The organism is Streptomyces sp. NBC_00887, assembly GCF_045207585.1.
Map to the genome: position 1 here is coordinate 9,353,242 of NZ_CP108788.1, position 26,052 is coordinate 9,379,293.

The window sequence follows — 26,052 nt, forward strand, 5'->3', positions numbered from 1 at the left end:
GGCCGCGACGGTGTGGACATCGCGCCGCCGCCCGGTGCCACGCTCGGACTGCTGGGGCCGAACGGATCAGGCAAGTCCACGCTCCTCCGCATCCTGGCCGGAGTTCTCGGCCCCGGCGCGGGCACCGTGACCCTCGACGGCCGGACCTTCGCGGAGACCGGCCGCCGCACCGTCGCCCGACGCGTCGCCGTGGTCGACCAGCACGCCACCACCCAGGTCGAGTTGAGTGTCCTGGACGTCGTGCGCCTCGGCCGCATCCCGCACCGCCGTGCCTGGACGGCGCCCGGCCGCGAGGACGAGGACGCCGTGATCGAGGCGCTGGAGCGCACAGGCCTCGCCGAACGCGCCGAGCAGTCCTGGCACACCCTGTCCGGCGGCGAGCGCCAGCGCGTCCAGATCGCCCGTGCACTCGCGCAGCAGCCTCGTGAACTCCTCCTGGACGAGCCGACGAACCATCTGGACATCCAGCACCAACTGGAGCTGCTGGCCCTCGTCTCCGCGCTGCCCGTCACCGCTGTCGTGGCGCTGCACGACCTCAACCTGGCCGCGACGTTCTGCGACCGCGTCACCGTGCTGAAGGAAGGACGGGTGGTGGCCTGCGGAACGCCCGCGGAGGTGATCACCGGGGAACTCATCGCCGACGTCTACCGGGTACGGGCGGTGGTGACGCCCGAAGGGCCCGACGGCAGGCCTTCGGTGCGCTTCCTGCCGGGGGGCGCCGCGGGCGGCCCGGCTTCCGGCTGACCCACGGCGAAGGGGCGGGCCCTTGTCGTCCGGGTCCCGCCCCTCGCTGCTTGTCGCGCGGCCTGTCGCCGCTGAGTGAGGGGGTCAGCGGCGGCGTCCCTGGCCGAACTCGCCGCCCGTGTCCTTGCCGCTGCCCATGTCCTTGCCGTCCGCGTAGTCGATCTTCTCCTTGCGGAGTTCGGCGGAGACTTCCTTCTGCTCGGTGACCTTGTTGGTTTCGAGGCGGACGCGTTCCACCGGGACGGCCTCCTTACGGACGGTGGCGCGTTCGGCGTGCAGGGTGACTTCGACGTCCTCTTCGCCGATGCTCGTCGTTCCGGTCGACTTCTCGCCCGGCCGCATGGGTTCGCGCACCACGCGTACTTCCTCGTGGGACACGGGTACGGTCCGGGTGACGTTCTCGGTCACGACGTACTTGTGCAGGTGTGCCTTTCCGCTCTCGTACTCCTCCGTACCGACGAGGAGCTGTTCCTCGGAACGGACCATCTCCTCCCGGCCCCCGGTGCCCGCGGCGGACCGTTGGGCCCCGGCCCCGGCTCCGGCGAGCGGGCGCGACGTGGAGGACGTCTCCGTGTCACGGTGCCTGCCCATGCCGGCCCCCGAGGTGGCTGCGCCCGTGGTGCCGACCGCGGTCGCCTTGCCGGTCGTCCCGGGGCGGGCCGTTCCCGCGGCGCCGGCCGTTCCCGCGGCGCCGGCCGTTCCCGCGGCTCCGGCGGCGCCCATGGCTGCCGTTCCGGTGCCGGACGTGGTGCGCGCGTCGCCGCCGTCGGTGCCGGTGGTCTTCCTGGTCATGCCGTAGTGCCGGTAGAGCTCTTCCTCCTCGGCCACGGAGAGATGAGCGTCGGCGTCCACCCGGGGGGCGTCCTTGACGCGGTCCTTCGTGTGCGAGACGTGCAGGTCGGAGCCCACGCGGCGGGCTCCGGCGAGCGGTACGAAGCTCTCCTTCATGCCGAACATGCCGGTCTTGACCGTGATCCAGTCGGGCTTGCCGGTGTCGTCGTCGACGTACACCCGTCCTACACTGCCGACCTTCTCGCCATCACTGTCGTAGACGGTCAGACCGTCGAGTTCTCCGGAATCCGTGAAACCGTCAGCGGCTCCCATGGCCGATTCCTCCTCGCCCGGGCACGCCCTGTGGGTGGGTCCAGCAGAGAAGACGCGTCCGGCTTCCATCGCGCCTCACCCGGTTGGACGCTGCAACCTCCCGGCTCGGGCAGTGGGCGGCCCGGAGCAGCCGGGGTGGGCGGTGGCCCCGCGCAAAGCCTGTATCGGCCCCTTCCATCCGTTACGCCATTCGGGTGAGCACCCTCATGGGTGCACCGGGGATGCGGTCCCGCTCCGCACGTATGATCGACGCGCCGTCGCCGACCGTCGGGCGGCCTGTCCCCGGGGGTGCGCCATCGAATCCGTACGGACCCGCATCCCCGGACAGCGCGGTGAACTGCTGGCCAGGCAGGAGGAAGGCCTCCGCCTCCACCACCTGGTCTGGCGGCTGGGACCCGGCTGGCGGGTCTGCAGCAGCGCTGTCCTGGGCGGCGGCATAGGGCCGCGGGCCTGGATTCTCAATGCGCAGGTACCGGGTGGATACCCGCGGCTGGACCCGGACCGGCACCTCGCCGAGATCGCCGCGGCCGAGGAGCTCGGCGGCCCCGGGGCCGGTCTGATGACGGCCGCGGACGTCACCGCGTACACCGTCGCGTGCGACGCGGGCGTCACGGCCACCGTCACCAGCGGTCTCGGGGTACGGGGATGGGCCGCGGACCCGGCGGGAGGCACCGACGGCCCGCTGCCGCCGGGCACGGTCAACATCGTCGTCACCGTCCCCGTGGCCCTCTCCGACGCCGCTCTGGTCAACGCCGTGGCAACGGCCACCGAAGCCAAGGTCCAAGCGCTCGTGGACGCCGGCCTCAACTGCTCGGGCACCCCGACGGACGCCGTGTGCGTCGCCGCTCCGGACCCCGGGTCGCAGGCCGGGGAACCCTTCGCCGGCCCGCGCTCACGCTGGGGATCACGACTCGCCCGGGCCGTACACCGCGCCGTACTCGACGGCGCGCTGCGGCAGGCTTGAGTCCCGTCGCTCCGCCGCAGCCGTGCGGGGCGCACCGAGGAAGGGAATGCCCCCTTGACCACCGCCGCCCCCACGCCGACCGTCGCGGTCCTCGGCACCGGGATCATGGGATCCGGTATGGCGCGCAGCATGCTCAGGGCCGGACTCCCCGTCCGCGCCTGGAACCGTACGCAGGCCAAGGCCACGCCTCTTGCCGCGGACGGGGCAACCGTGACGGACACCGCGGAGGAAGCGGTGCGCGGCGCCGATGTCGTCCTCACCGCGCTGAACGACGGCCCGTCCGTGGCCCGGACACTCACCGCCGCGGCCCCCGGACTCCGCCCCGGACAGGTCTGGCTGCAGAGTTCCACCGTCGGCCTCGACGCCACCACCGACCTCGTCCACCGGGCCGCCGGCCTCGGACTCGTCTACCTGGACGCCCCGGTCTCCGGAACCCGGCAGCCCGCCGAGCAGGGCACCCTCACGGTGTTCGTCTCCGGTCCCTCCTCCGCCCGCGCGACGGCGCTGCCGGTCCTGGACGCGATCGGGCAGCGCACCGTATGGGTCGGGGAGGACCCGGGAGCGGCCACCCGGCTCAAACTGGTCACCAACACCTGGGTGATCAACTTGGTCAACGGCGTGGACGAATGCCTCAATCTCGCCGAAGGGCTCGGTATCGACCCGCAGTTGTTCCTGGACGCGGTGAGGGGCGGCCCGCTCGACACCCCGTATCTGCGGGGCAAGTCCGCCGCGGTGCTCTCCGGTGACCTCACCCCGAGCTTCGCGCTCTCCACGGCGCTCAAGGACACCCGGCTGATCCTCGACGCGGCCGAGACGTCCGGGGTGACGCTGGATCTGGTCGCCGCCTCCGCCGAGCGGTTCACCCGGGCGGAGGCGGCCGGACACGGAGCCGAGGACATGATCGCCACGTACTACGCGGGCCGCGCCGAATAGCGGCGGGACGGTTCAGGCGACCGTCACGGGGTGGCGGACCACCGCGTCGAAATAGCGGCGGGACGGTTCAGGCGACCGTCACGGGGTGGCGGACCACCGCGTCGAAGAGGTAGCCCTGGGCGTTGTGGGCCGCCGTCGCAGGCTGGGTACGGCCCGACCGGTCCGTCGCCCGGGCGAGCAGCACGGCGGGGCCGGTCTCCTTCGGAACCCAGTCGGCCGTCCAGCGGACCCAGCTGCCGCTCCTGGGCTCGTCGCGCAGCCGGGCGGGCCGCCACCGGGTGCCGCCGTCGGTGCTGACCTCGACGAGACGCACCGGTGCGCCGCCCGACCAGGACCGGCCCGTGAGCAGGTGCCTGCGGTGGGCGGCGAAGGTGGCACCGGGCGCCACCTCGAAGGCGCTCTTGAGCGTCTGCCGGGTCAGCGGATCGCTGCCCTCCGGCGGGTACCCGGGTCCGAACAGCCGGTACAGGCCCGTGTTCCACGGACTCAGCAGCGGCTCCGCGCTCACCTCGATGTCACCGACCCACTTGATGTTCGCGATGCCGACCCAGGACGGGACGATCAGCCGGACCGGATGGCCGTGGTCGGGCGGCAGCGGCTCGCCGTTCATCTCGTAGGCGAGGAGGACGTCGTCCAGAGCCTTCGACACCGGCAGAGGCCTGCGCACCCGGCCCAGGTTCGTCCCGTCGCTGACGACCTCCGCGTCCAGTCCACGCGGCAGGACGTCGACCGCGTTCCTGCCGATTCCGGCCAGCCGCAGCACATCGGCGAGCCGCACCCCGCGCCAGCGCGCCGTACCGATCGCACCGAGGGTCCAGGCGGTGCCGCTGACCTGCTGGTTCTGTTGCGAGGTGAAGAAACTGCGGCCGTTGCCCGCGCACTCGACATACGCGGTACGGGTGACGGACGGCAGGGCGCGTAACGCGGCGTACGAGAAGTCCACCGGCCCGCCCTCCAGCCCGCTGCCCCAGACCGTCAGCGTCCAGTCCGCCGCCTCGATGCGGGGTGTCGCGGTGTGGTTGCGGACGAAGAAGCGGTCGACGGGGGTGAGCAGCCCGGTGTCGCGCAGTGCGGCGAAGTTCGTCTCCGCGTTGGTGCCGCGCACCGTGAACAGCTCCGGCGGCAGCGGCTTCACCACCCCTGCCAGGGTTCCCGCCGCATGGGCCGGCGAGGCGGCGGCCGGTATCAGCGGGACGGCAGCCGACGCCGCCACGACCAGCTTCAGAAGATCGCGGCGGTCGACCCCCGCCGATCTGGCGCCGCCGCGGGACCACTGACGCAGTCTCATCCGGTCGTACGCGGCTTCGGACGGCTCTACGGAACTCATGGGCGCTCCAGGGGTAGGGGAGGGGAAGGGCGGTTACGAAGCGGGCAGTAACTCTTCTACGAGGCGGCCCACCTGGCCGGTCTCGATGAGGAAACCGTCGTGTCCGTAAGGTGATGCGATGATCCGGAGCCGGTCCGCACCGGGCAGCAGCGCCGCCAGTTCCGCCTGCTGCGAGGGCGGATAGAGCCGGTCCGATTCGATTCCCGCGACCAGCGCGGGCATGCCCGCACGGTGCAGCGCCTGCGCGACACCGCCGCGGCCCCGGCCCACATCGTGTCCGTTCATCGCCGCGGTGAGCGTCACATAGCTGCCGGCGTCGAAGCGGCGCACCAGCTTGGCGGCATGGTGGTCGAGGTACGACTCCACCTGGTAGCGCCCGCCCTGCGAGGGAAGCTCTCCGGACTGCGCCTCCCGGCCGAACCGCGCGCCCAGCTCCGCCTCGCTGCGGTAGGTGACATGGGCGATCCGCCGAGCCTGGCCGAGCCCACGGTGCGGACCCGAGCCGGGCGGGGCGTCGTGGTACCGGCCGCCCCGCCAGCCCGGGTCGGCGCGGATCGCGGAGATCTGCACGCTGCCCCAGGCGATCTGTTCCGCCGACGCCGCGGCCGGGGTGGCGAGTACCAGCAGCGATCCCGTACGGTCCGGCCGGCTCACCGCCCATTCGAGGGCACGCATGCCCCCCATCGAACCGCCGACGACCGCAGCCCAACGGCCGATGCCGAGAGCGTCGGCGAGCGCGGCCTCGGCCGCCACCTGGTCGCGGACCGTCAGATACGGGAAGTCGGTTCCCCAGTGGGTGCCGTCGGGGCGCCGGGAGGACGGACCGGTGCTGCCCTGACAGCCGCCCAGAACGTTCGGCGCGACGACGAACCAGCGGTCGGTGTCGAACGCCCGGCCCGGCCCGATCAGTGCGTCCCACCAGCCCGCGGTCGGATGCCCCGGGCCGGGAGGGCCCGCCGCGTGACTGTCACCGGTCAGCGCGTGCAGGACCAGCACCGCGTTGGCGCCGTCCGGCGCGAGCCTGCCCCAGGTCTCGTACGCGAGCCGTACGCCCGGCAGCTCGGACCCCGACTCGAGCCTGAGCGGACGGTCCAGCGCCACCCAGGAGCGGCGGCCGGACGGATCCCCCTCCCGCCAGCCTCCGGCGGCCGGCGGGAGAGGGAGTGCGGGGGACGTGGCGACCCGGTTCAGGACGACGCCTTGGCGGCGCGGAAGCCGGCCTCCAGATCGGCCTTGAGGTCGTCCACGTTCTCCAGACCCACCGAGAGCCGCACCAGGCCGGCGGTGGCGCCCGTGGCGGCGAGCTGTTCCTCGGTCAGCTGGCTGTGTGTCGTGGACGCGGGGTGGATGATCAGGCTCCGTACGTCACCGATGTTGGCGAGGTGGCTGAACAGCTCGACCGCGTCCACGAACCGCCTGCCCGCCTCCACCCCGTCCCGCAGCTCGAAGGCGAGCACGGCTCCGGCACCGCGCGGCAGGTAGCGCCGCCCCGCTGCGTACCAGGGACTCGACTCCAGCCCCGCGTAGTGCACGGCCGACACCTCGTCGCGGCCCTCCAGCCACCTGGCGAGCGTCAGCGCGTTGGAGGTGTGCCGCTCCAGGCGCAGGCTCAGCGTCTCCACACCCTGGAGCAGCAGGAACGCGGAGTGCGGAGAGAGGGCGGGCCCCAGGTCGCGCAGCAGCTGGACCCGCAGCTTCACGGCGAAGGCGCTGTGCCCCAGGTCCGGCCAGTACCGCAGACCGTGGTAGCTCGGGTCCGGGGTGTGGAAGTCCGGAAAGCGCTCCGCGTGGGCACCGAAGTCGAACGTGCCGCCGTCCACGACGACACCGCCGATGGTGGTGCCGTGCCCGCCGAGGAACTTCGTCGCGGAGTGGATGACGACGTCCGCGCCGTGCTCGAGGGGCCGCAGGAGGTACGGGGTCGGCACGGTGTTGTCGACGACGAGCGGAATCCCCGCCCCGTGCGCAGCGTCCGCCACGCCCCGGATGTCCAGGACGTCGCCGCGCGGATTGCCGAGCGTCTCCGCGAACAGGGCCTTGGTGTTGGGCCGGATCGCCGACCGCCACGCCTCGATGTCGTCGGGGTCCTCGACGAACGACACCTCGATGCCGAACCGGGGGAGCGTGTGCCGGAACAGGTTGTACGTACCGCCGTAGAGCGAGGCCGAGGAGACGATGTGGTCGCCGGCGCCGGCCAGCGTCAGGAGCGCGAGCGTCTCGGCGGCCTGTCCGGAGGCGAGTGCCACGGCGGCGACTCCACCCTCCAGCGCGGCGATCCGGTGCTCCAGGACGTCCTGCGTGGGGTTGTGGATCCGGGTGTAGATGTTGCCGGGCTCGGCCAGCGCGAAGAGGTCGGCCGCATGCTGCGTGTCACGGAAGACGAAGGACGTCGACTGGTAGATCGGTACCGCACGGGCACCGGTCGTGGGATCCGGGACGGCACCGGAGTGGATCTGCTTGGTCTCGAAGGACCAGGCGGCCCCGGCGTCCTGCCGGTCGTGGTCCTGCGGAGTGTGTCCTGCGGTGACGGAGTCGACGGGCTGGCTCATGTCATTCCTCGCACGGTGGTTCAGTGGCGGATGCGCGCGAGCACGGATGGCGACGCGGCGGCGACGGGCTGATTACGGACCGTAGAGGGCCGCACGAGGGGGTGGAAGCGTGCCGTCGGGATGGCCACGAACCTGCAACACCGCAGCAACAGAGGGCAGTTGTGTTGCCGGAATCGGTCCGCCGCACTCCGCGCATGTCGCGCGGAGTGCGGCGGACCGGGATGGCACGGGAGGCGGTGGGGAGGCCCCGATGGGCTCCCGACGAGATGCCTGTCGGGGTCGGGGCCGGGTGTCAGTCCTGCGTGAACATCCCGGTGCGGAGCTTGTCCAGAATGCGGCCCAGCAGCCGGGAGACATGCATCTGGGAGATCCCCAGACGGTCGCCTATCTGGGCCTGCGTCAGTTCCTGGCCGAACCGCATGTCGATGATGCGGCGCTCACGCGCGTCGAGTTCACCCAGCAGGGGCGCGAGTGCATGAAGATTCTCCACCGCCTCCATGGCGGGGTCGATCCTCCCCAGCACATCCGCGTAGGTGCGGCCGCTCGTCATGTGTCCCGCGGAATCCGCGGCGTCGGTCGGCATGTCGAGCGATCCCGCCGTGTAACCGTTGGCGGCGACGATGCCCTCGGTGATCTCCGCATCCTCGAGGCCCAGATGCTCGGCGAGTTCGTGCACGGTGGGGTCCCTGTCCAGGCCGGCCGACAGGGTCTCCTTCGCCTTGGCGAGCTCGACCCGCAGTTCCTGCAGGCGCCGGGGCACATGCACGGACCAGCTGGTGTCGCGGAAGAACCGTTTGATCTCACCGACGATATACGGCACGGCGAACGAGGTGAACTCCACCTCACGGGAGAGGTCGAAACGGTCGATGGCCTTGATCAGGCCCACGGTGCCGACCTGGACGATGTCCTCCATGTCGCCGCTGCCCCGGTTGCGGAAGCGCCCCGCGGCGAAGCGGACGAGGGACAGGTTCATCTCGATGAGCGTGTTGCGCGCGTACTGGTACTCGGGCGTGCCCTCCTCGAGCACCTGCAGCCGGTCGAAGAAGAGCTTCGACAGGGTGCGTGCGTCCTTGGGCGCGATCTTTCCCGCGTCCTCGATCCACGGCAGCTCGTCCGCCGCTCCTGCTCGCGTCACGTCGGCGGTCTGCGCGGTGTGCTCCGTCATATGCCGTCACGCTCCTCAGGTCGTAGGCCATGAGGTCTGGGCGCCTTCCCGGAGGCTCTGCCCGCATGCGTGAAAGGCGGATTTGAGCCGCATATGTGCCCGGAATTGGCCGGGAATCATCGCTATCGCCCCAGAAGCCGTCCCTGGGGGCCGTCCAGAGGAGCCGTTCCCGGAAGCCCGTCCCGCAGGCCCGCTGGGCGCGAGCAAGCACGGAACCGCCCCTGGGCGCGAGCAAGCACGGAACCGCCCCACCGGTACGGGGGAGCCCGGTGGGGCGGCCGTCTCCAGGGTGCCACAGCGAAGGGCACGTTGGGGGCACGATCCCCTTAGCGGCCCGCGATCCGGCCGACTGTCCTGCAGCGGCTGCCGGGGCGAGCCCGCCACCGGCCGTCGAGGGCCGCTGCCCGGTGCCTTGATTACACGCTCATGAACAGTCGGACGTCCCGGGAATAGGTGCATGGCGAATGGGCTTTCCGATGCTGTCGTCAGCTGCTGAGACCAACCGGAGCGAGGAGCCCATGCCCAAGGCCTGTGTACGCGACCGCCATGACGGACCCGGAACGGGAAGCCGACTTCCTGTGCCGTTCGTCGGTGCCGCCGTTCGGATCCGGGCAGTGGCACCCGAAGGGGTCGGTGCGCACGCGAGCGGGGCGGTGGCATGAGCTCCTCCGGCGACCCGACGCGTCCGGACGCGGCGCACCCTCTGGGCGACGCGGCGCACCCTCTGGACAATCCGGCCCGCGCCTCGCTGACCGGACCCCATGCCCACTTCGCGGAGCACCGGGGCAGGATCCTGCGCTACCCGCCCGACGTCACCCCGTGGCTCGCCCTGCCGGACCGGCCCGAGGCGCAGGACTGGGCCGATGTCGCCGCGCTCGCCGGGCCGGGCGAGTCCATCACCCTCACCGCCTTCCGGGAGCCGCCGCCGGACGACTGGGAGATCGTCTTCCAGGCCGAGGGTGTGCAGCTGGTGGACGACGGCGTGGACACCGCACCCGACCCGGAGGCGGTGCTCCTGGGCCCCGCCGACGTGCCGGAGATGCTGGAACTCGTCGCGCGCACCCGGCCCGGCCCGTTCCTGCCGCGCACGGTCGAGCTCGGTACCTATCTGGGCATCCGTCGCTCCGGGGTGCTCGTCGCGATGGCGGGCGAGCGGCTTCACCCGCCCGGCTGGACCGAGATCAGTGGCGTGTGCACCGATGAGTCCGTACGAGGGGAGGGGCTCGCGACGCGGCTCGTTCGGGCCGTCGCCCACGGCATCGAGGAACGCGGTGAGACGCCCTTCCTGCACGCGGCCGCGTCGAACGTCAACGCCATCCGGCTCTACGAATCGCTCGGCTTCCGGCTGCGCCGCCGGACCGCGTTCCTCTCGGCGCTGGTCCCTGCGGAACCGGAGCGGCGCACCGACGCCAGGACCCCGGCCCGAGGGAAAGGTAGTTTGGAACAGGTGGGATGACACCGACGAATCGGCGAGAGGCCTTTCGTGGTCATGGGGCTCCGGCTGCCGGCAGCGGCGCGCCGGACGCCGCTGCCCGGGACGGATCCGGGTGAGGCGGCGGCCGGTGCCTCCCGCGTCAGGAGCTGGGCGCTCGCCGCAGGGCTGGTGCTGCTGTCTGTCATGGTCGTCCTCCTCGACGTCCTCAGCGGCGAGGAGCTGCCCATCATTCCGCTCCTGGTGGTCCTGCCCGCGCTGGCCTCGGTCTTCTGTACGGTCCGCCAGACGATCTGTGTGGCGCTGTGGGTCACGGTCGTGGTGGCCGCGTCCCTCATCGGGTCCGCCGGGGCCTTCTGGGACGTCACCTTCGTCATCTGCTTCACCGCTGTGGCCAGCGCCCTGGGAGTCGCGGCCTGCGCCGCCCGTATCCGGCATGCCAGGGAGATCGCCCGGCTGCGTTCGGCGGCCGTGGCACTCCAGCGACAGATTCTCCGGCCGTTGCCCATCGTCACCGAGCAGGTCCGGGCGCACGGGATCTACGAGCCGATCGAGGAGGACCGCTTCGTCGGCGGCGACATCTACGACGTCGTGCAGTCGCCCTACGGGACACGGGTCATCATCGGTGACGTCCAGGGCAAGGGACTGCCCGCGATCGGCGCGGGCTTCGCCGCGCTCGGTGCCTTCCGCGAAGCGGCCATCCGGGAGGCCGAGCTCACCGGGGTGGCCGACGCCCTGGAGGCCGCGGTGGCCCGGCACAACCATTTCTCCGCCGAGACCGGGGACGCCGAGCGGTTCGTCACCGCCCTGCTGCTCGGATTCGACGGCGGCGACCGGGTGCGGGCCGTGAACTGCGGACACCTTCCGCCGAGATTGCTGCGCGGTGGGTCGGTGTCGAAGGTGCCCCTGCACCGGACGTCCGTACCCCTCGGGATGGCGGAGCTCAGCACGGAGGCGCGCGCCGCCGAGTGGCTCGCCTTTCCTCACGGCGCGGCGCTCCTGGTGTTCACGGACGGGGTGACCGAGGCCCGCGACTCCGGTGGGACCTTCTACCCGCTGGACGAACGGCTCGCCGAGTGGGCGGGGCGCGACCCCCGCCAGGTGCTGGACGCGCTCCAGGCCGACCTGGAGAAGTTCTCCGGAGGGGTGCGCCGCGACGACGTGGCGGCGCTCGTCCTGAGCAGGCCGCAGGACACGGGCAGGCTGCGCCGGATGCCCGAAGGTGACGACGCGCAGCACGCCACGGGAGCGTTGAGCGACCACTGACCCTCGCCTGCTGCCCCGAAGAGCGGTCCCACGAAGTGGCGGCCGCCCCAGTCTTGTCGCATACATGACCCTCGACAACTAAGGAACGCCTCTCCTTCGGCCACGGTGTGCACTACTGCATCGGCGTGCCGCTGGCCCGGCTCGGGGCGACGATCGCGCCGCCCGCACTCTTCGCCCGGTTCCCGGAACTGCGCCTGGCCGACCTGTCGGTCCCGGCCGGACAGGTCGAGTCGTTCATCGCCCACGGATTCGGCGCGCTGCCGGTACGCCTGACCTGACCCCGGCACGCCCTGCGAGCCCGACAGCCACCGCCGACGACCCACGACGACGGCTCGGAGCGCACAGCTCCGGGCCGCCCCGGCCGAAACCGATGCCGGTATCCGTCGGAGCGTGATTACACTGACCGCATGGGTTCGTACTCCTTCTTTCTCTGATTCCCGGCCAGGACGCCGCCGCGCGACGCCGAGCGTCGCCGCGTGACCCACCGGGTCGCGCAGTCGTGCCGCAGTCCTTCCCGCCGACCGACACCGCCGCCCCGCAGCTGTTCCGCTGAGCGCTGCCGAGGCCTGTCACCCCAGGGAAAGCCCTCATGACTCCCCAGTGCCACCGCGCCCAGTTGTCCATGAAAGACGTCTCCAAGGCCTATGGAGACCGACCCGTCCTCGACCAGGTGTCCCTCACCGTCCGTCCCGGCGAGAAGGTCGGCGTCATCGGCGAGAACGGTTCCGGCAAGTCCACCCTGCTCCGTCTGATGGCCGGGGCCGAGGCCCCGGAGAGCGGCGACATCACCGTCACCTTCCCCGGCGGCACCGGCTACCTCGCCCAGACCCTCACGCTCGACCCCGCCAGCACCGTCCAGGACGCGATCGACGCGGCCCTCGCCGAGCTCCGCACCCTGGAGCGCCTGATCGGCGCGGCCGAAGCGGCAATGTCCGACGGGAATCCCACCGAAGCGGAGCTCGGTGCGTACGGTGACCTGCTGTCGGCGTACGAGGAACGCGGCGGGTACCAGGCCGACGCCCGGGCCGACGCGGCGCTGCACGGCCTCGGTTCGGGCCACCTCGGCCGGGACCGCAGGCTCGGCACCCTGTCCGGCGGGGAGCAGTCCCGACTGGCCCTGGCCTGCGTACTCGCCGCCGCTCCGGAACTCCTCCTGCTCGACGAACCCACCAACCATCTCGACGTCGCCGCCGTCACCTGGCTGGAGGACCACCTCCGCGCCCACCGCGGCACCGTGGTGGCCGTCACCCACGACCGGGCGTTCCTGGAGCGGACCACCACCGTGATCCTGGAGGTCGACCGGGACCTGCGCGGCGTCTCCCGGTACGGGGACGGCTGGGACGGCTACCGCAAGGCCAAGGCGGCCGCACGTCGGCGATGGGCGCAGGAGCACCAGGAGTGGCTGGCCGAGCTGGCCCGTACCGAGGAGCTGGTGGGCGCGGCCGGTCAACGTCTGGCGGCCACCGGCAAGGATCCCGGGCAGGGCTTCGGCAAGCACCGCAGATCACACGAAGCCAAACTGTCAGGGCAGGTCAGGGCGGCAAGGACCCGTCTGGAGGCGCTGCGCCGCACGCCTGTGCCCGCGCCTCCCCGCCCGCTGAGCTTCACGGCCGAACTCGCGACATCAGCCGGCCCGGGGGCAGGGAGCTCCGAGCCGCCGGCCGAGCTCGATTCCGTCGTCGTCGGCGACCGCCTGGACCTGCCGGCGCTGCGCATCGGCCCGGGGCAGAGACTCCTGATCACCGGACCCAACGGTGCGGGCAAGTCCACCCTGTTGCGCGTTCTGGCCGGGGACCTCGCGCCCGACGCCGGCACGGTCCGGCGCCGGGCACGGATCGGCTTCCTCCCGCAGGAACTCCCCGTCAGGCCCACGCGCCGCTCGCTGCTCGCCACGTTCGCCGCGGGCCGGCCGGGGTTCGCCGATGAGTACGCCGAGGACCTGCTGGCGCTCGGCCTCTTCCGTCCCGAAGACCTGACCGTCTCCGTCGCCGCGCTCTCCGTCGGGCAGCAGCGCAGGCTGGCCCTGGCGCGCCTGGTGACCAGGCCCGCCGATCTGCTGGTTCTGGACGAGCCGACGAACCACATCGCGCTGAGCCTGGTCGAGGAGCTCGAGGCGGCACTCGCCCGGTACCGGGGCGCCGTCGTCGTCGTCTCGCACGACCGCAGCTTCCGCAGCCGCTTCACGGGGGACCGTCTCGAACTGCGGGCCGGCCGCCCGGTGACGGGCGCCGGGAACATGGATTCCGGGACTTACGGGTCCGTGGGCGCCCGCCCGTCCCGGACGTAACCGCGCAGCCGGTCGACGAAGACGCGCTGGCCCGCCACCAGGCGTTCCGCGGCCTCGTCCGGTGTGCACCAGGCGAACCGGTCCATTTCCGGGAACTCCCGCTGCACACCGGACCCTCTGGGCCACTCCATGGTGAACGTTCCCGGAACCGCCTGCGCGGGGTCCAGTTCGGCCTCCACGGCCCAGACGGTCACGGTCTTGCCGCTCGACTGACGCGCCTCGCCGAGCGACACCCACGTGCCGTCCGGTACCGGCAGCCCCAGCTCCTCCTCGAACTCCCGCCGGGCGGCTGCCGCCGGCTCCTCCCCGGGCTCGTACTCACCCTTGGGGATCGACCAGGAAGCCGCCTCGCGGCCCGCCCAGAACGGGCCGCCCATGTGCCCGATCAGCACGTCGACGTCCCGCCCGCCCCCGGTGATCCGGTAGAGCAGAACGCCCGCACTGCGCCTTGATGTCGGCATGTCGCCAAGTCTGCCGGGCGGTGTTCCGGAAGGCCATCGACGGCCGCCCGTTCGGCCGAGAACCGAGCCACCCGGTCCGACGGTCATTCCTTCGCCGCCCGCTGTTTCTCCTGATGTCCCCGTTGTCCTCTGGTGCGGCACCGCACGCCCGGCCATGCTGTGCGCCGACAGCGCTTACTGCCGGCGCAACCAGCTCTGCACCAGGAGGACTTGTGGGCCTTGGCATACTCGGCACCGCAGTGCGGCCGCTCGTGCTGCTCGCGACGGTGTCCGCGATGACGGTCGGGGCCATAGCGCCCGCAGCCGCCGATTCGGGTCCGGATCCGCGCCCCCGCAACTCCGCCGAGGTCCTCAGACCGGTGGCCCCGCCACCCGCGAGCAGTCCGTCGGGTGGGGCGAGAGCCGTCGTGGACGGCGACGGCATCGAGACCGCCCGGAGCTCCCGGCCGCTCGCCCCCGGCATCCGGCTCAGCTCCTACGACCGCCTCGAATCCGACAAGTGGCTACGGGTCGACACCCTCTCGGTCGACCTGGACGGCGGAGCGCGCGCCGACTACCTCTCGGCCGGCAAGGTCGCGGAACGGCGAACGGTCTCCGAACTGGCCGCCGGGCACGACCCGGGTCAGGGCCGGCGCACCGTGGCCGCGATCAACGCGGACTTCTTCGACATCAACCAGACCGGAGCGCCGCAGGGCCCCGGGATCAAGGACGGCAGCCCGGTCCACTCGCCCGCCCCGGGCGTCAACCGTGCTGTGGGCATCGGGCCGGAGAACGCAGGGCGTGTCCTGCAGCTGTACTTCGAGGGAAGCCTGACGCTTCCCTCCGGCCAGCATCCCCTCGCCGCGTACAACGCCGCGAACGTGCCCGCCGGGGGAGTGGGCGCCTACACCTCCGCCTGGGGCAGCGCGGACCGCGCCCTGACCGTCGACGGCGCGTCCCCCGTCGCCGAGGCAGCCGTACAGGACGGCAGGGTCGTCTCCGTGTCGGCCACCCCGGGCTCGGGGCCCGTACCAGAAGGCACCACCGTCCTCGTCGGACGCGAGGCCGGAGCGGCACTGCTGACCGCTCTGCAGCCGGGTGACCCCGTCGCCATGGAGTACCGGGCACGCACCGACAGCGGTGCGGTGCCGCGGACCGCCGTCGGCGGCAGGGAGCTCCTGGTCGTCGACGGCGCCGCCCAGAACCACGACGGCGAGGGCAACAACACGGCCGCGCCCCGCACCGCGGTCGGCTTCTCCAAGGACGGCCGCACCATGCAGGTCATCACGGTCGACGGCCGCCAGACCGACAGCGGCGGCGTCACGCTCACCGAACTGGGCCTGATGATGCGTCAGGCGGGCTCGTACAGCGCGCTCAACCTGGACGGCGGCGGCTCGTCGACACTCGTCGCCCGCGAACCCGGCAGCGACACGCTCCAGGTGGAGAACAGCCCGTCCGACGGAAGCGAGCGCACCGTACCCAACGGCCTCGCCCTCACCGCGCCCGACGGCAGCGGCAGCCTCCACGGATTCTGGGTGGAGACCCGCACACCGGCCGGCGCCGCCCCCGGCGCCGACCCCGTCGGGGGCGGCCACCCCGAGCGCGTCTTCCCGGGCCTGACGCGACAGCTCACGGCCGCCGGGTTCGACGAGACGTACGGGCCCGCCCGAGGCACTCCGCGCTGGCGCACCACCGCCCCGGCCATCGGCAGCGTCGACTCCCACGGCACCTTCACCGCCCGCCGCGGCGGCACGACCGACGTGCGGGCGGAACGGGCCGGTGCCCACGGCGCCACCACGCTCACCGTCCTGGACCGGCTGGTCCGGATCCAGCCGACGACGGTCCGGGTCGGCCTCGCGGACACGCAGGCAACCGGCACCTTCGGCATCGTGGGCCTCGACGCCCACGGCACCAGCGCACCCGTGGAGCCGGACGACGTCACTCTCGACTACGACCGGGCCCTGTTCGACATCGGCGACGACGGCCGGGGCTCGTTCACCGTCAGGTCCCGCACGGGCAGCGGTGCGGGACAGATCAAGGCCACCGTCCAGGGCGCCACCACCACCCTCGCGGTGAGCGTCGGGCTCACCGAGCAGGCGGTGTCGGCCTTCGACGACGCCGGGTCCTGGAAGTTCAGCCAGGCCAGGGCGGCCGGCTCCCTCGCCGCGACACCCGAGGGGCACACCGGTACCGGACTGCGGCTCACCTACGACTTCACCATGTCGACCGCGACGCGCGCCGCCTACGCCGCGCCACCGCAGCCCGTCCCCGTACCCGGCCAGCCCCAGTCGTTCACCCTGTGGATCAAGGGTGACGGCAACGGCGCCTGGCCGACCCTGCACCTCAAGGACGCCGCGGGTTCGGACCAGCTGCTGCGCGGCCCCTACGTCACCTGGACGGGCTGGCGCCAGGTCACGTTCGCCGTACCGCAGGGCGTGGCGATGCCGTTGTCCGTACACCGCTTCTATCTCGCCGAGACGGCGGCCGCCCGGCAGTACACCGGTGAGATCGTCATCGACGACCTGTCCGCCCAGGTGCCCCCGACCGTCGAGCTGCCCGAACAGACAGCCCCTGCGGACCCGTTGATCGACCCGGCCGCCGTCACCGAACGCAGGGACTGGCAGTTCGCGGTGATGTCCGACGCCCAGTTCGTCGCCCGCGACCCGGACAGCGCGATCGTCCGGCAGGCCCGTCGCACCCTGCAGGAGATCAAGGCCGCACAGCCGGACTTCCTGGTCGTCAACGGAGACCTCGTCGACGAGGGATCACCCGCGGACCTCGCCTTCGCCCGCCGTGTCCTCGAGGAGGAACTCGGCGACACACTGCCCTGGTACTACGTACCGGGCAACCACGAGGTGATGGGCGGGAAGATCGACAACTTCATCACCGAATTCGGCCCCGCCCAGCGCACGTTCGACCACAAGGGCACCCGTGTCATCACGCTCGACACATCGAGCCTCAGCCTGCGGGGCGGCGGCTTCGCCCAGATCAAGGAACTGCGCGCGCAGCTGGACGCGGCAGCGAAGGACTCGTCGGTCGGCTCCGTCATGCTGGTCGAGCACGTGCCGCCGCGCGACCCCACCGTCCAGAAGGGCAGCCAGCTCGGAGACAGGAAGGAAGCTGCTCTCGTCGAACAGTGGCTCGCCGGCTTCCGCCGCACGACGGGCAAGGGGGCGGCCCTGATCGGCAGTCATGTGGGCGTCTTCCATGCCTCGCACGTCGACGGCGTCCCGTATCTGATCAACGGGAACTCCGGCAAGGCACCGGCAGGGCCGGCGGACGAGGGGGGCTTCACCGGCTGGAGCCTGATCGGCGCCGACCGCGTGTCGCCCGCGGAGCAGACGACGGCACGCCACCGGCCGTGGCAGGGCGGACCCGACTGGGTGTCGGCCCAGACGCGTGCCCACGTCGACGCCCTGACGCTCGACGTGCCGTCCGTGATCGGCACGGGAGAGCGTACGAAGGTCGGCGCGAGCGTCACCCAGGGGGCGAGGACCGTGCCGGTCGCTTTCCCGCTCAGCGCCGACTGGACCGGTTCCCCGAATCTCCACATCGGCGAACCGGGCGATACCCGCGGGCGTCACGTCGCGGCGCTGGACCCGGTCACCGGCACGCTCATCGCCCTGCGGCCGGGCACCGTCACCCTCGCGGTGAGTGTGAACGGCACGACCCGGCAGGTGCGGATCGAGGTCGCTGCCGGGGCGGTGCTCGCCCCGGCAGCCTGAACCACCACCGGTGCGGCACCCTCCGAAGGGTGCCGCACCGACCCCTGGAACCGACGGTGCGGCCGGGGCCGCACCGCGCCCGGACGGTTCAGACGCGCTGATCGTCGGCCTTCTGATCGCCGGCCTTCCGGACGGATTCCTCGCCCCGGCCGACGGGCACGCCGACCGGGGCGGCGGCGGCCTCCGGCCGTGAACCCGGCTTCGAGTGAAGGTGGTTGAAGAGAATGTTCAGCACGATGGCCGTCAGACAGCCCGCGCTGATCCCGCTGTGCATCACCGTCTGGAACCAGGCCGGGAACTGGTCGTAGAGCGTCGGCACCCCGACCGGCAGCACACCCATCGCCACCGAGACGGCGACGATCGTCAGATTGTTGTTGTCCTTGAACTCGACCTGGGCCAGGGTTCGCAGACCGCTCGCCGCGACGGTCCCGAACATCACCAGGCCCGCACCACCCAGCACCGGAGCCGGAATGGCCGCGATGACGGCGCCCAGCTTGGGCAGCAGCCCGAGAAGGACGAGGATTGCGCCCGCCGCGGCGACCACCCAGCGACTGCGGACCTTGGTCATGCCGACCAGGCCCACGTTCTGGGCGAACGCCGTGTAGGGGAAGGTGTTGAACACGCCACCGAGGACCGTGGACAGACCGTCGGCCCGCAGCCCGTCGGCCAGGGCGCGCGGCTCGACCCTGCGGTCGGTCATCTCGCCGACGGCGATGAAGTCCCCGGTCGTCTCCGTCATCGTCACCAGGGCCACGACCAGCATCGCGATGACGGCCGAGGCGTGGAACGTCGGAGCGCCGAAGTGGAAGGGCGTGCTGATGCCCACCCAGTGTGCGTCCCCGACCCCGCCGAAGTCCGTGAACCCGAACGGCACCGATACCGCGAGGCCCACCGCGATGCCGATCAGCACGGCGATCCGGCTCAGGAAGGCCGGCGCGAAGCCCTGGACAGCCAGGACTACGACCAGGACGAAGCCCGCCAGCGCAAGGTTCTTCGGGGCGCCGAAGTCCGGCGCACCCGCGCCGCCGGCCACCCAGTTGCCGGCCACCGGCAGCAGCGAGACACCGATGATCAGGATCACCGTGCCCGTCACGAGAGGCGGGAAGAACCTCAGCAGCCGTCCGAAGACCGGGGCCAGGAGGACGATCGCGAGTCCGGCGACGATCACGGATCCGTAGATGGCCGGCAGCCCGCCGCCCTGCGTGCCGATCAGCACCATCGGCGAGACGGCTGCGAACGTACAGCCCTGCATGATCGGCAGACGCACACCGAAGCGCCAGAAACCGACACACTGGATGAGCGTCGCCACCCCGCATATCAGCAGGTCCGCGGTGATCAGATAGGCCAGATCGGCGGGCGGCAGCTTCATCGCGCCGCCCACGATCAACGGCACGGCCACCGCGCCGGCGTACATGGCGAGCACATGCTGCAGCCCGAAGGCCGCCAGTTGGCGTATCGGTGGGACCGCGTCGACGGGATGTACGGGTGTTGCGGACACCATGGGGCGCTCCAAGGGCGGGCGGGGAGGGACGGAGAAGGTCCAACAGCACGAGACCGTATGGGCTTTAAACAATTTGTTGATTGCGTGCCTGTTGCCGGGATGTGTCGTACCCGCCGGACCGTGTGCGACCCGTCCGCGCGGCGTCCGGCGTGGGGTGGCGCGGGAAGTGTTACGGAGGGGCCCTTGTGGAGAGTCCCGACAGCCCCATAGGTTCCACGCCGGAGCAAGAACTGGGAGCGCTCCCATCATCGGGTCCTACCGAAAGGACATCATGAAGAGCCTCATCGCCTCTCTCAGGTCCGCACGGAGCGCCGTGACGGCGTTACTCGTGGCACTGGCCTCGCTCGCGGCGCTCGGCACGGTCGCGACACCCGCTCACGCCGACACCCTGATCTGCGACCAGTACGGCACGGCCGTCATCCAGGGGCGGTACGTGGTCCAGAACAACCGCTGGGGCACCGCTGACGAACAGTGCGTCAACGTCACCGCCAACGGCTTCACCGTCGAGAGGGCCGGCGGGTCGGTTCCGACGAACGGGGCACCCAAGTCCTACCCGTCCGTCTTCAACGGCTGCCACTACACGAACTGCTCGCCCGGGACCGCACTCCCCGAGCGGCTGAGCTCGATCAGCAGCGCGCCGAGCAGCATCACGTACGCCTACGTCGCCAACGCGGTCTACAACGCGTCCTACGACATCTGGCTCGACCCGGAGCCGAAGACCGACGGAGTCAACCGGACCGAGATCATGATCTGGTTCAACCGGGTGGGTCCCATCCAGCCGATCGGCTCGCAGGCCGGCACCGCCTCCGTCGGCGGCCGCACCTGGGAGGTCTGGACCGGGAGCAACGGCGGCAACGACGTGATCTCGTTCGTGGCACCGTCCGCGATCAGCAGCTGGACCTTCGACGTCATGGACTTCGTCGACCAGACCGTCGCCCGGGGCATGGCCCAGCCCTCGTGGTACCTCACCAGCGTCCAGGCAGGGTTCGAGCCCTGGCAGAACGGCGCCGGCCTCGGAGTGACCTCCTTCTCCTCGGCCGTCAACACCGGTGGCGGCACGGAGAACCCGGGTGAGCCGCCCGTGCCCGGCACCTGCCGCGTGGCCTACGGCACGAACTCGTGGTCGGGCGGATTCACCGCCGACGTCGCGGTCACCAACACCGGAACCGCACCCGTCGACGGCTGGAAGCTCGGCTTCACCCTGCCGTCGGGACAGAAGGTCACCCAAGCCTGGAACGCGGCCCTCTCGCCGTCCTCGGGCGCGGTGACCGCGACCAACGTGGGCTTCAACGGCCGGATCGCCGCAGGCGGCACCCAGTCGTTCGGCTTCCAGGGCACGTACTCGGGTACCTTCACCGAGCCCCAGCAGTTCACGCTCAACGGAGCGGTCTGCACGGTGACCTGAACACGCGGGTGACTCCTGGCAGGCCGCCCCGCCGCGCGCGGGACGGCCTGCCTCCGCTCACACCTTGCGGTAGTCGTAAGCGTCCGCCGCCGCTGCCTCCACCGCGGCCAGATCGCCCCCGGCCGACGCGGTCACCAGGGCGGCGACCGCGCCCTCGACGAACGGCGCGTCCACCAGCCGTGCGCCGTACGGCAGTTCGCCACCCTCGGACAGCATGGCCTTCACCGTCAGCACCGCGCTCCCGAGATCGACGAGCAGCGCGACCCCCACGCCCCTGTCCACCGACCTCGCGGCCCCGGCGATCAGCTCCGCACTGGTCCCGAGCCCTCCGGCGGAGGTGCCCCCGGCCGCAGCAACCGGGGCGGTCGCCCCACCGGCCGCCAGCTCCTTGGCCAGCTCCACGACGGCTTCGGCCACCGGGCCGCTGTGCGACACCAGGACGATCCCGACCTGCTTCTCCTCACTCACGCGTCTCCTCCGCCGCTCGTCCCCGCGGCCTCGGCGAGCGCCGCGACCAGGAGCGCCGACGACGTCGCACCCGGATCCTGATGTCCGATGCTGCGCTCGCCCAGATAGCTGGCCCTGCCCTTGCGCGCCTGCAACGGCACGGTCGCCAGCGCACCTGCCTGCGCCGCGTCCCGGGCCGCCGCGAACGAAACCCCAAGCACGTCGACGGCGGGCAGCAGCGCATCGAGCATCGTCTTGTCGCCGGCCTGTGCACCGCCCAGCTGAGCCACAGCGGCGACGCCCGCACCGAACGCCTCGGCCAGTTGACCGGGCGTCACCTCGGGTGTGTCGCCCAGCGCCTTTCCGGTACGCCGCAGGAGCGTCCCGTACAGCGGTCCGGACGCCCCGCCCACCGTCGAGATCAACTGCCGCCCCACGAGCCTCAGCACGGCCCCGGGTGTCGCGGGAGGATCCTTCTCCAGTACAGCCGTCACCGCGGTGAAGCCGCGCTGCATGTTGCTTCCGTGATCGGCATCCCCGATCGCGGCGTCGAGGTCGGTCAAACGGCTCGCCTCACGCTGGACGGCCGCCGCGGTGGCGGCCATCCAGCGAAGGAAGAAGTCGGTGTCGAGCACAAGATCTCCTGTTCCCTCACGCGTGCCGGGCAGTGGTTCACCGGCCCCAGCGGAGCGCAGACGTCTGAACCGGCGCGTCCCAGAGCCGTAGCATCTCCTCATCCACCTGACAGAGCGTCACCGAGCAGCCCGCCATGTCGAGCGACGTCACGTAGTTCCCCACCAGCGTACGAGCCACGGCCACGCCCCGCTCGGACAGCACCCGATGTACCTCGGCATTGAACCCGTACAGCTCCAGCAGCGGTGTCGCGCCCATCCCGTTGACGAGGGCCAGCACGGGACCGTTCGGCCGCAGATCCTCCAGCACCGCGTGGACGGCGAAATCGGCGATCTCTCCGGACGTCATCATCGAGCGCCGCTCCCGCCCCGGCTCCCCGTGGATCCCGATGCCCAACTCCAGTTCCCCGGGCGGGAGATCGAAGGTCGGACTGCCCTTCGCCGGAGTGGTCACCGCGCTGAGCGCCACCCCGAAACTCCGGGAGGACTCGTTCACCCGCCGCGCCACCGCCTCCACCCTTTCGAGCGGCGCACCCTCGTCGGCGAGGGCACCGGCGATCTTCTCGACGAACACCGTCGCGCCCGTGCCGCGGCGGCCCGCCGTGAACGTGCTGTCGGCCACCGCCACGTCGTCGTCGACCAGGACCCGGGCGACCCGAATGCCCTCCTCCTCGGCGAGCTCGGCCGCCATGTCGAAGTTCAGCACGTCACCGGTGTAGTTCTTGACGACGAACAGCACTCCCGCACCACTGTCGACCGCGGCGGCGGCCCGCACCATCTGGTCGGGCACGGGGGAGGTGAAGACCTCCCCGGGACACGCGGCGGACAGCATTCCCGGCCCGACGAACCCCGCATGCAAGGGTTCGTGCCCGGACCCGCCGCCGGAGACGATCCCCACCTTCCCGGCCACGGGCGCGTCGCGCCGCACGACCAGACGGTTCTCGACGTCCACGGTGAGCTCGGGGTGGGCGGCGGCGATGCCGCGAAGGGCGTCGGCGACGACGGTCTCCGGCACGTTGATGAGCATTCTCAACGGTTCCTCCTGGGTTGGTTGCGGGCTGGGCCCTGGTCCAGGCTATTGCCCGCTCAGTAGGTCTGAAGGGGTTCGTGGGTTGTGGTGGCCGGTGGGTCTCTCGGGCGGTGTCCGGCGGGGCTGGAGGTCGAATGTGACCTCAGTGCCCGCCCGGTGGAACGGAACGCACCGGTCGAGGTCTGCATCTCGACCGGCGCCTCCGCGTACGACTGCCGCCCAGCAACTCGCACGAGTGGCGGGGCGACCCTGCACCTCGAATCTCCGGGCGGGGCCGGTGGCGAAACGCTGCGGGAGTGTCAGTCGGTGCGCCTCGTGAAGGCTGATGCTGCGAGCTTCCGGTAGTGCTGAGCGTGGGCATTGCTCGGGTGGAGGACTCAGCCCGGACCGAGGAGGGCGTCGCCCAATCCGCTGCCCGCAGCAGCGGCGTCCAGGAGGCGGCTGGGGTCCCAGTCGAAGCGTCGGAGCACCATCGCGGCGAGGACGACGGCAGCGATCAGCAGAATAGCCACTTCGGCCAGTTGTACGCGGGCTGTGCCGCGGATCCCGCCGTGGACGGCCAGGAACAGCATCAGTCCGCCGACGGTGATGATGACTGCCGAGGTGGTCGTGGTTCCGGAGAATCCCCTCACGAAGCTCGTGAGCCGGCCCATCGCGGTCGAAGCGCTGCTTGCCCGTTCCCGCTTGACCACTGGACCAGGCCCCAGGACCGGCAACGGCGCGGTGCCCGAGGGGCACCGCGCCGGAGCGAGTGGGTACGTGGGACGCCGAGGTCAGCCCACGCTGCAACTGCCGACCGATGGGGACGGGCTGCTGGGTCCGCTGACGGTGAAGCCGAACGACGTCGACTGCCCCGCGCCCAGGGTGCGGTTGTGACTGACCGGCGTCACGGTCAGAACGTTCCCGCTCCGGCTCGAGGTTCCGTTCCAGAGGGAGGTGACCGTCTGGCCGCCGGCCAGCGTCACCGGCACCTTCCAGTTGGTGACGCCGCTGCTGCCCGCATTGATGGTCACCTCACCGTTGAAGCCGTTGTTCCACGAGCTGGTGGTGCGGTAGGTGGCGGTGCAGGCACCTGTCGCCGGAGGAGGAGTGGTACCCCCGCCCGGAGGCGGGGTGGTGGGCGTGGTCCCGCCACCGCCCAGGCTGACGCTGGAGCTGCCGGTGCTCTGGTAGCCCTCCGTGGCCATGATCATGTAGTAGTTGAACGCCCCCATCGGCATCCCGGCCGCTTGCCAGGCGTCGAAGTGCGCGCCGGTGTTGATGGTGCCGCTGCTGCGCTTGCTCTGCCGGATGCTCCAGTACTGCTGGAAGGTCTTGGTGCCTTCCACGGAGGGCTGGTTGGTCCGGGTGGACTCGTAGATGTCGTACGTACCGCCGCCGTCGGTGACCGTGCCGCGCCTCGTGCCGGCGGAACCGGGGTTGTACGGGCCGAAGTTCTCCACGATGTAGTACTCGACCAGCGGGTTGGCGGTCCACCCGTACAGCGCCAGGTAGCCGTTGCTGCCCGGGTTGAACGAGCCGGAGTAGGTGACGGCCCGGCGGCTGCCGTTGCTCCAGCCGAGACCGCCGACCCAGTTGTTGGTGTTGCTCCACTGGCTGCTGTACGAACCGGCCGTGTCCGACAGCGTCATGCTGACGGAGCCCGGGGCGTCGGTCCAGAAGGAGTAGTAGTAGCCGTTGTGCGTACCGGTCGCGTTGCTGGTGAGGACCGTTGCGGCGCGCGCCGTGCTGGGAAGGAGCAGCCCTGCTGTCCCGGCCGCCACCAGCGCCCCGGCACCGCCGAAGACGAGCTTCCTGCGGCTGACCTGACGTGGTTCGGAGTTGTGCGGGGTGTCGCTCATGCGTTGATTCCTCCTCGCGAATTGCGCGGTCTGTGACCAAAAGACACGCCGAGCACACGTCGGCGTTCATCGATGAGGTGACACAGCCCGGCCGTGCGCATCCCGTGCACGGCCGGGGAGCGTCACAACAGTCGGGCCTGGCAAGGAAGTTGTCAACGGTTTACGTAACCTTTCCGAAACTCAGGCGACATTGTGGATCTCTTCTGTGCTGGTCAACACAGGTGTGGGAAGAAAAATGGTTGAGGGAGGCCGGGATGTCGCCGAACAGGCGGCACCGAAACTTTCGGAGTCTCGAAAGTTTCGGTGCCGATTTCGGCGGGGTGCGAGGCGGCTGCTCTCCGGACGGGACGGCCGTGGCGGCGGGGGACTTCCGGGGGCTCCATGGCAGTGGTCGTGCGGTGGCCGGCGGGGAGAAGACGGCACCGGTACCGATCCGGACCCGGCAGGGACGGACGGCCGGCCCGTCTCGTGGTCTGCGGGCCCGAGCACGGTCTGCCGGGGGATGCCGGAGGCCGTACCGCGCTCCCCTCTGTGGAGGCAAGGGCGGGGCGCGCGGTCACCCGAGGTGGCAGGCTAGCGGGGTGCTGATCAAGGGATACGACTGCGGCCCGCTGGTTGCGGGGGAGTCACTGCTGGCTCGCCCGGGCTTCTGGTCGAACTACCTCATGGCGATGTGTGTCGACGTGACAGGTGCTGAGAGGCCTGTTCCGGAGTGGTTCGGCGACGACGGTGCCGATGTCGATGCCCTGTCCGAGATCCTCTTCGATCCTGAACGCTGGCCGGTGTTCCGGCTGCCCGCGGCAGACGGCTCCGGAGTCGTGGTGGTCTGCCGCAACACGGTCGGCGACTACGGCTTCGACTATCTCCTCACTCACCCGGGGCAGAGGCACGGACAGCGGATCGCCACCTGGGAAGGAGGGTTCTCGGGGGCCGGGATCGACTGGAACCAGCTGGCCCGCATCGCTGACAACCCCGCTCCCGCGGCTGAAGGGGTGGAGGAATCCGCCGCCAGACTCCTGCTCGCCCTTCCCCTTCTCAACGACATGCACTGCCCGGAGTCGGCGCAGGCGCGGCTCGGTGCCGCCCTGACTGCGGCGGGCGCCCCCCGAGCCACCGCCCCGGACACCGCGGGGCTGCTGCTTGCGCACCTGATGGGCAGAGCCCACCACGACCACACCTGGGGCTCGCCGCTCAGCGGTACCTGATGCCGAGGCCGGCCCTGAGTCGCGGCGCGGGCCCAGCCCGGCCTCGCCCCCACCG

At 71.3% G+C, this 26,052-nt stretch carries 21 protein-coding genes and 1 pseudogene; 10 read left to right on the forward strand and 12 right to left on the reverse strand.

Translation table 11 applies throughout. The features are described 5' to 3' along the window. Positions 1-6 precede the first annotated feature (6 nt). Positions 7-744 (forward strand): annotated as a pseudogene (locus OG844_RS42500) (ABC transporter ATP-binding protein); the annotation flags it as partial. Between the two features lie 84 nt (positions 745-828). On the opposite strand, the gene OG844_RS42505 reads toward OG844_RS42500, so the two are convergent. Further along, positions 829-1,848 (reverse strand): PRC and DUF2382 domain-containing protein, encoded by a 1,020-nt coding sequence (locus OG844_RS42505; protein WP_406387933.1) that lies wholly within the window; start codon positions 1,846-1,848, stop codon positions 829-831. Positions 1,849-2,188: 340 nt separating this feature from the next. Between OG844_RS42505 and OG844_RS42510 the strand changes: the two genes are divergently transcribed. Continuing rightward, positions 2,189-2,812, forward strand: coding sequence for an adenosylcobinamide amidohydrolase (locus tag OG844_RS42510; RefSeq protein ID WP_406395981.1), 624 nt, complete (start codon positions 2,189-2,191; stop codon positions 2,810-2,812). 54 nt (positions 2,813-2,866) lie between these two features. Beyond that, positions 2,867-3,745, forward strand: coding sequence for an NAD(P)-dependent oxidoreductase (locus OG844_RS42515; protein ID WP_406387932.1), 879 nt, complete (start codon positions 2,867-2,869; stop codon positions 3,743-3,745). Positions 3,746-3,812: 67 nt separating this feature from the next. Here OG844_RS42515 and OG844_RS42520 read toward each other — a convergent pair whose 3' ends face one another. The 4 genes from OG844_RS42520 to OG844_RS42535 form a co-directional block, all read right to left on the reverse strand. Continuing rightward, on the reverse strand, positions 3,813-5,072 hold the full coding sequence (locus tag OG844_RS42520) for a sulfite oxidase (protein ID WP_406387931.1): 1,260 nt from the start codon (positions 5,070-5,072) through the stop codon (positions 3,813-3,815). 33 nt (positions 5,073-5,105) lie between these two features. Continuing rightward, entirely contained in the window at positions 5,106-6,263 is a 1,158-nt protein-coding gene (locus tag OG844_RS42525) for a homoserine O-acetyltransferase (RefSeq protein WP_406395979.1), read from the reverse strand. Beyond that, a complete protein-coding gene (locus OG844_RS42530) occupies positions 6,260-7,621 on the reverse strand; it encodes a bifunctional o-acetylhomoserine/o-acetylserine sulfhydrylase (RefSeq protein WP_406387930.1) in 1,362 nt (453 codons plus the stop codon). The genes OG844_RS42525 and OG844_RS42530 overlap by 4 nt, the downstream gene beginning before the upstream one ends. A gap of 292 nt (positions 7,622-7,913) precedes the next feature. Further along, on the reverse strand, positions 7,914-8,786 hold the full coding sequence (locus tag OG844_RS42535) for an RNA polymerase sigma factor SigF (RefSeq protein ID WP_406387929.1): 873 nt from the start codon (positions 8,784-8,786) through the stop codon (positions 7,914-7,916). Positions 8,787-9,444: 658 nt separating this feature from the next. Here OG844_RS42535 and OG844_RS42540 point away from each other — a divergent pair. From OG844_RS42540 to abc-f, 4 genes are all read left to right on the forward strand, one after another. Further along, positions 9,445-10,242 (forward strand): GNAT family N-acetyltransferase, encoded by a 798-nt coding sequence (locus OG844_RS42540; RefSeq protein WP_406387928.1) that lies wholly within the window; start codon positions 9,445-9,447, stop codon positions 10,240-10,242. A gap of 27 nt (positions 10,243-10,269) precedes the next feature. After that, positions 10,270-11,484, forward strand: coding sequence for a PP2C family protein-serine/threonine phosphatase (locus OG844_RS42545; protein ID WP_406387927.1), 1,215 nt, complete (start codon positions 10,270-10,272; stop codon positions 11,482-11,484). 107 nt (positions 11,485-11,591) lie between these two features. Beyond that, positions 11,592-11,762, forward strand: coding sequence for a hypothetical protein (locus OG844_RS42550; RefSeq protein ID WP_406387925.1), 171 nt, complete (start codon positions 11,592-11,594; stop codon positions 11,760-11,762). A 311-nt stretch (positions 11,763-12,073) separates the two neighbouring features. Next, the gene (gene abc-f, locus OG844_RS42555; protein ID WP_406387924.1) at positions 12,074-13,771 is read left to right on the forward strand and encodes a ribosomal protection-like ABC-F family protein; all 1,698 of its coding nucleotides are present in this window, start codon (positions 12,074-12,076) and stop codon (positions 13,769-13,771) included. On the opposite strand, the gene OG844_RS42560 is transcribed toward abc-f, so the two are convergent. After that, the gene (locus OG844_RS42560) at positions 13,735-14,232 is read right to left on the reverse strand and encodes an NUDIX domain-containing protein (RefSeq protein ID WP_406387923.1); all 498 of its coding nucleotides are present in this window, start codon (positions 14,230-14,232) and stop codon (positions 13,735-13,737) included. The two genes, abc-f and OG844_RS42560, sit on opposite strands and share 37 nt — an antisense overlap. A gap of 275 nt (positions 14,233-14,507) precedes the next feature. On the opposite strand from OG844_RS42560, the gene OG844_RS42565 reads away from it, so the two are divergent. Then, positions 14,508-17,936, forward strand: coding sequence for a phosphodiester glycosidase family protein (locus OG844_RS42565; RefSeq protein WP_406395978.1), 3,429 nt, complete (start codon positions 14,508-14,510; stop codon positions 17,934-17,936). A gap of 88 nt (positions 17,937-18,024) precedes the next feature. Here the strand turns inward: OG844_RS42565 and OG844_RS42570 are convergent, their stop codons facing one another. Continuing rightward, positions 18,025-19,437, reverse strand: a complete 1,413-nt coding sequence (locus OG844_RS42570) for a nucleobase:cation symporter-2 family protein (RefSeq protein ID WP_406387922.1) — start codon at positions 19,435-19,437, stop codon at positions 18,025-18,027. A 271-nt stretch (positions 19,438-19,708) separates the two neighbouring features. On the opposite strand from OG844_RS42570, the gene OG844_RS42575 reads away from it, so the two are divergent. After that, on the forward strand, positions 19,709-20,842 hold the full coding sequence (locus OG844_RS42575) for a GH12 family glycosyl hydrolase domain-containing protein (RefSeq protein WP_406387921.1): 1,134 nt from the start codon (positions 19,709-19,711) through the stop codon (positions 20,840-20,842). 57 nt (positions 20,843-20,899) lie between these two features. On the opposite strand, the gene OG844_RS42580 is transcribed toward OG844_RS42575, so the two are convergent. The 5 genes from OG844_RS42580 to OG844_RS42600 all read right to left on the reverse strand — a co-directional run bounded on the left by OG844_RS42580 (position 20,900) and on the right by OG844_RS42600 (position 24,792). Further along, positions 20,900-21,310 carry a PTS-dependent dihydroxyacetone kinase phosphotransferase subunit DhaM gene (locus OG844_RS42580; RefSeq protein WP_406387920.1) on the reverse strand — a complete coding sequence of 137 codons (411 nt, stop codon included), beginning with the start codon at positions 21,308-21,310 and terminating at the stop codon, positions 20,900-20,902. Continuing rightward, positions 21,307-21,924 (reverse strand): dihydroxyacetone kinase subunit DhaL, encoded by a 618-nt coding sequence (gene dhaL, locus OG844_RS42585; protein ID WP_406387918.1) that lies wholly within the window; start codon positions 21,922-21,924, stop codon positions 21,307-21,309. The genes OG844_RS42580 and dhaL overlap by 4 nt, the downstream gene beginning before the upstream one ends. A gap of 37 nt (positions 21,925-21,961) precedes the next feature. After that, entirely contained in the window at positions 21,962-22,948 is a 987-nt protein-coding gene (gene dhaK / locus OG844_RS42590) for a dihydroxyacetone kinase subunit DhaK (RefSeq protein ID WP_406387917.1), read from the reverse strand. A gap of 380 nt (positions 22,949-23,328) precedes the next feature. After that, the gene (locus OG844_RS42595) at positions 23,329-23,604 is read right to left on the reverse strand and encodes a hypothetical protein (protein ID WP_406387916.1); all 276 of its coding nucleotides are present in this window, start codon (positions 23,602-23,604) and stop codon (positions 23,329-23,331) included. A 120-nt stretch (positions 23,605-23,724) separates the two neighbouring features. Continuing rightward, the gene (locus OG844_RS42600) at positions 23,725-24,792 is read right to left on the reverse strand and encodes a glycoside hydrolase family 11 protein (protein ID WP_406387915.1); all 1,068 of its coding nucleotides are present in this window, start codon (positions 24,790-24,792) and stop codon (positions 23,725-23,727) included. Positions 24,793-25,373: 581 nt separating this feature from the next. On the opposite strand from OG844_RS42600, the gene OG844_RS42605 reads away from it, so the two are divergent. Then, positions 25,374-25,997: a hypothetical protein gene (locus OG844_RS42605; RefSeq protein ID WP_406387914.1), complete on the forward strand. Its 624-nt coding sequence runs from the start codon at positions 25,374-25,376 to the stop codon at positions 25,995-25,997. Positions 25,998-26,052: the final 55 nt, after the last annotated feature.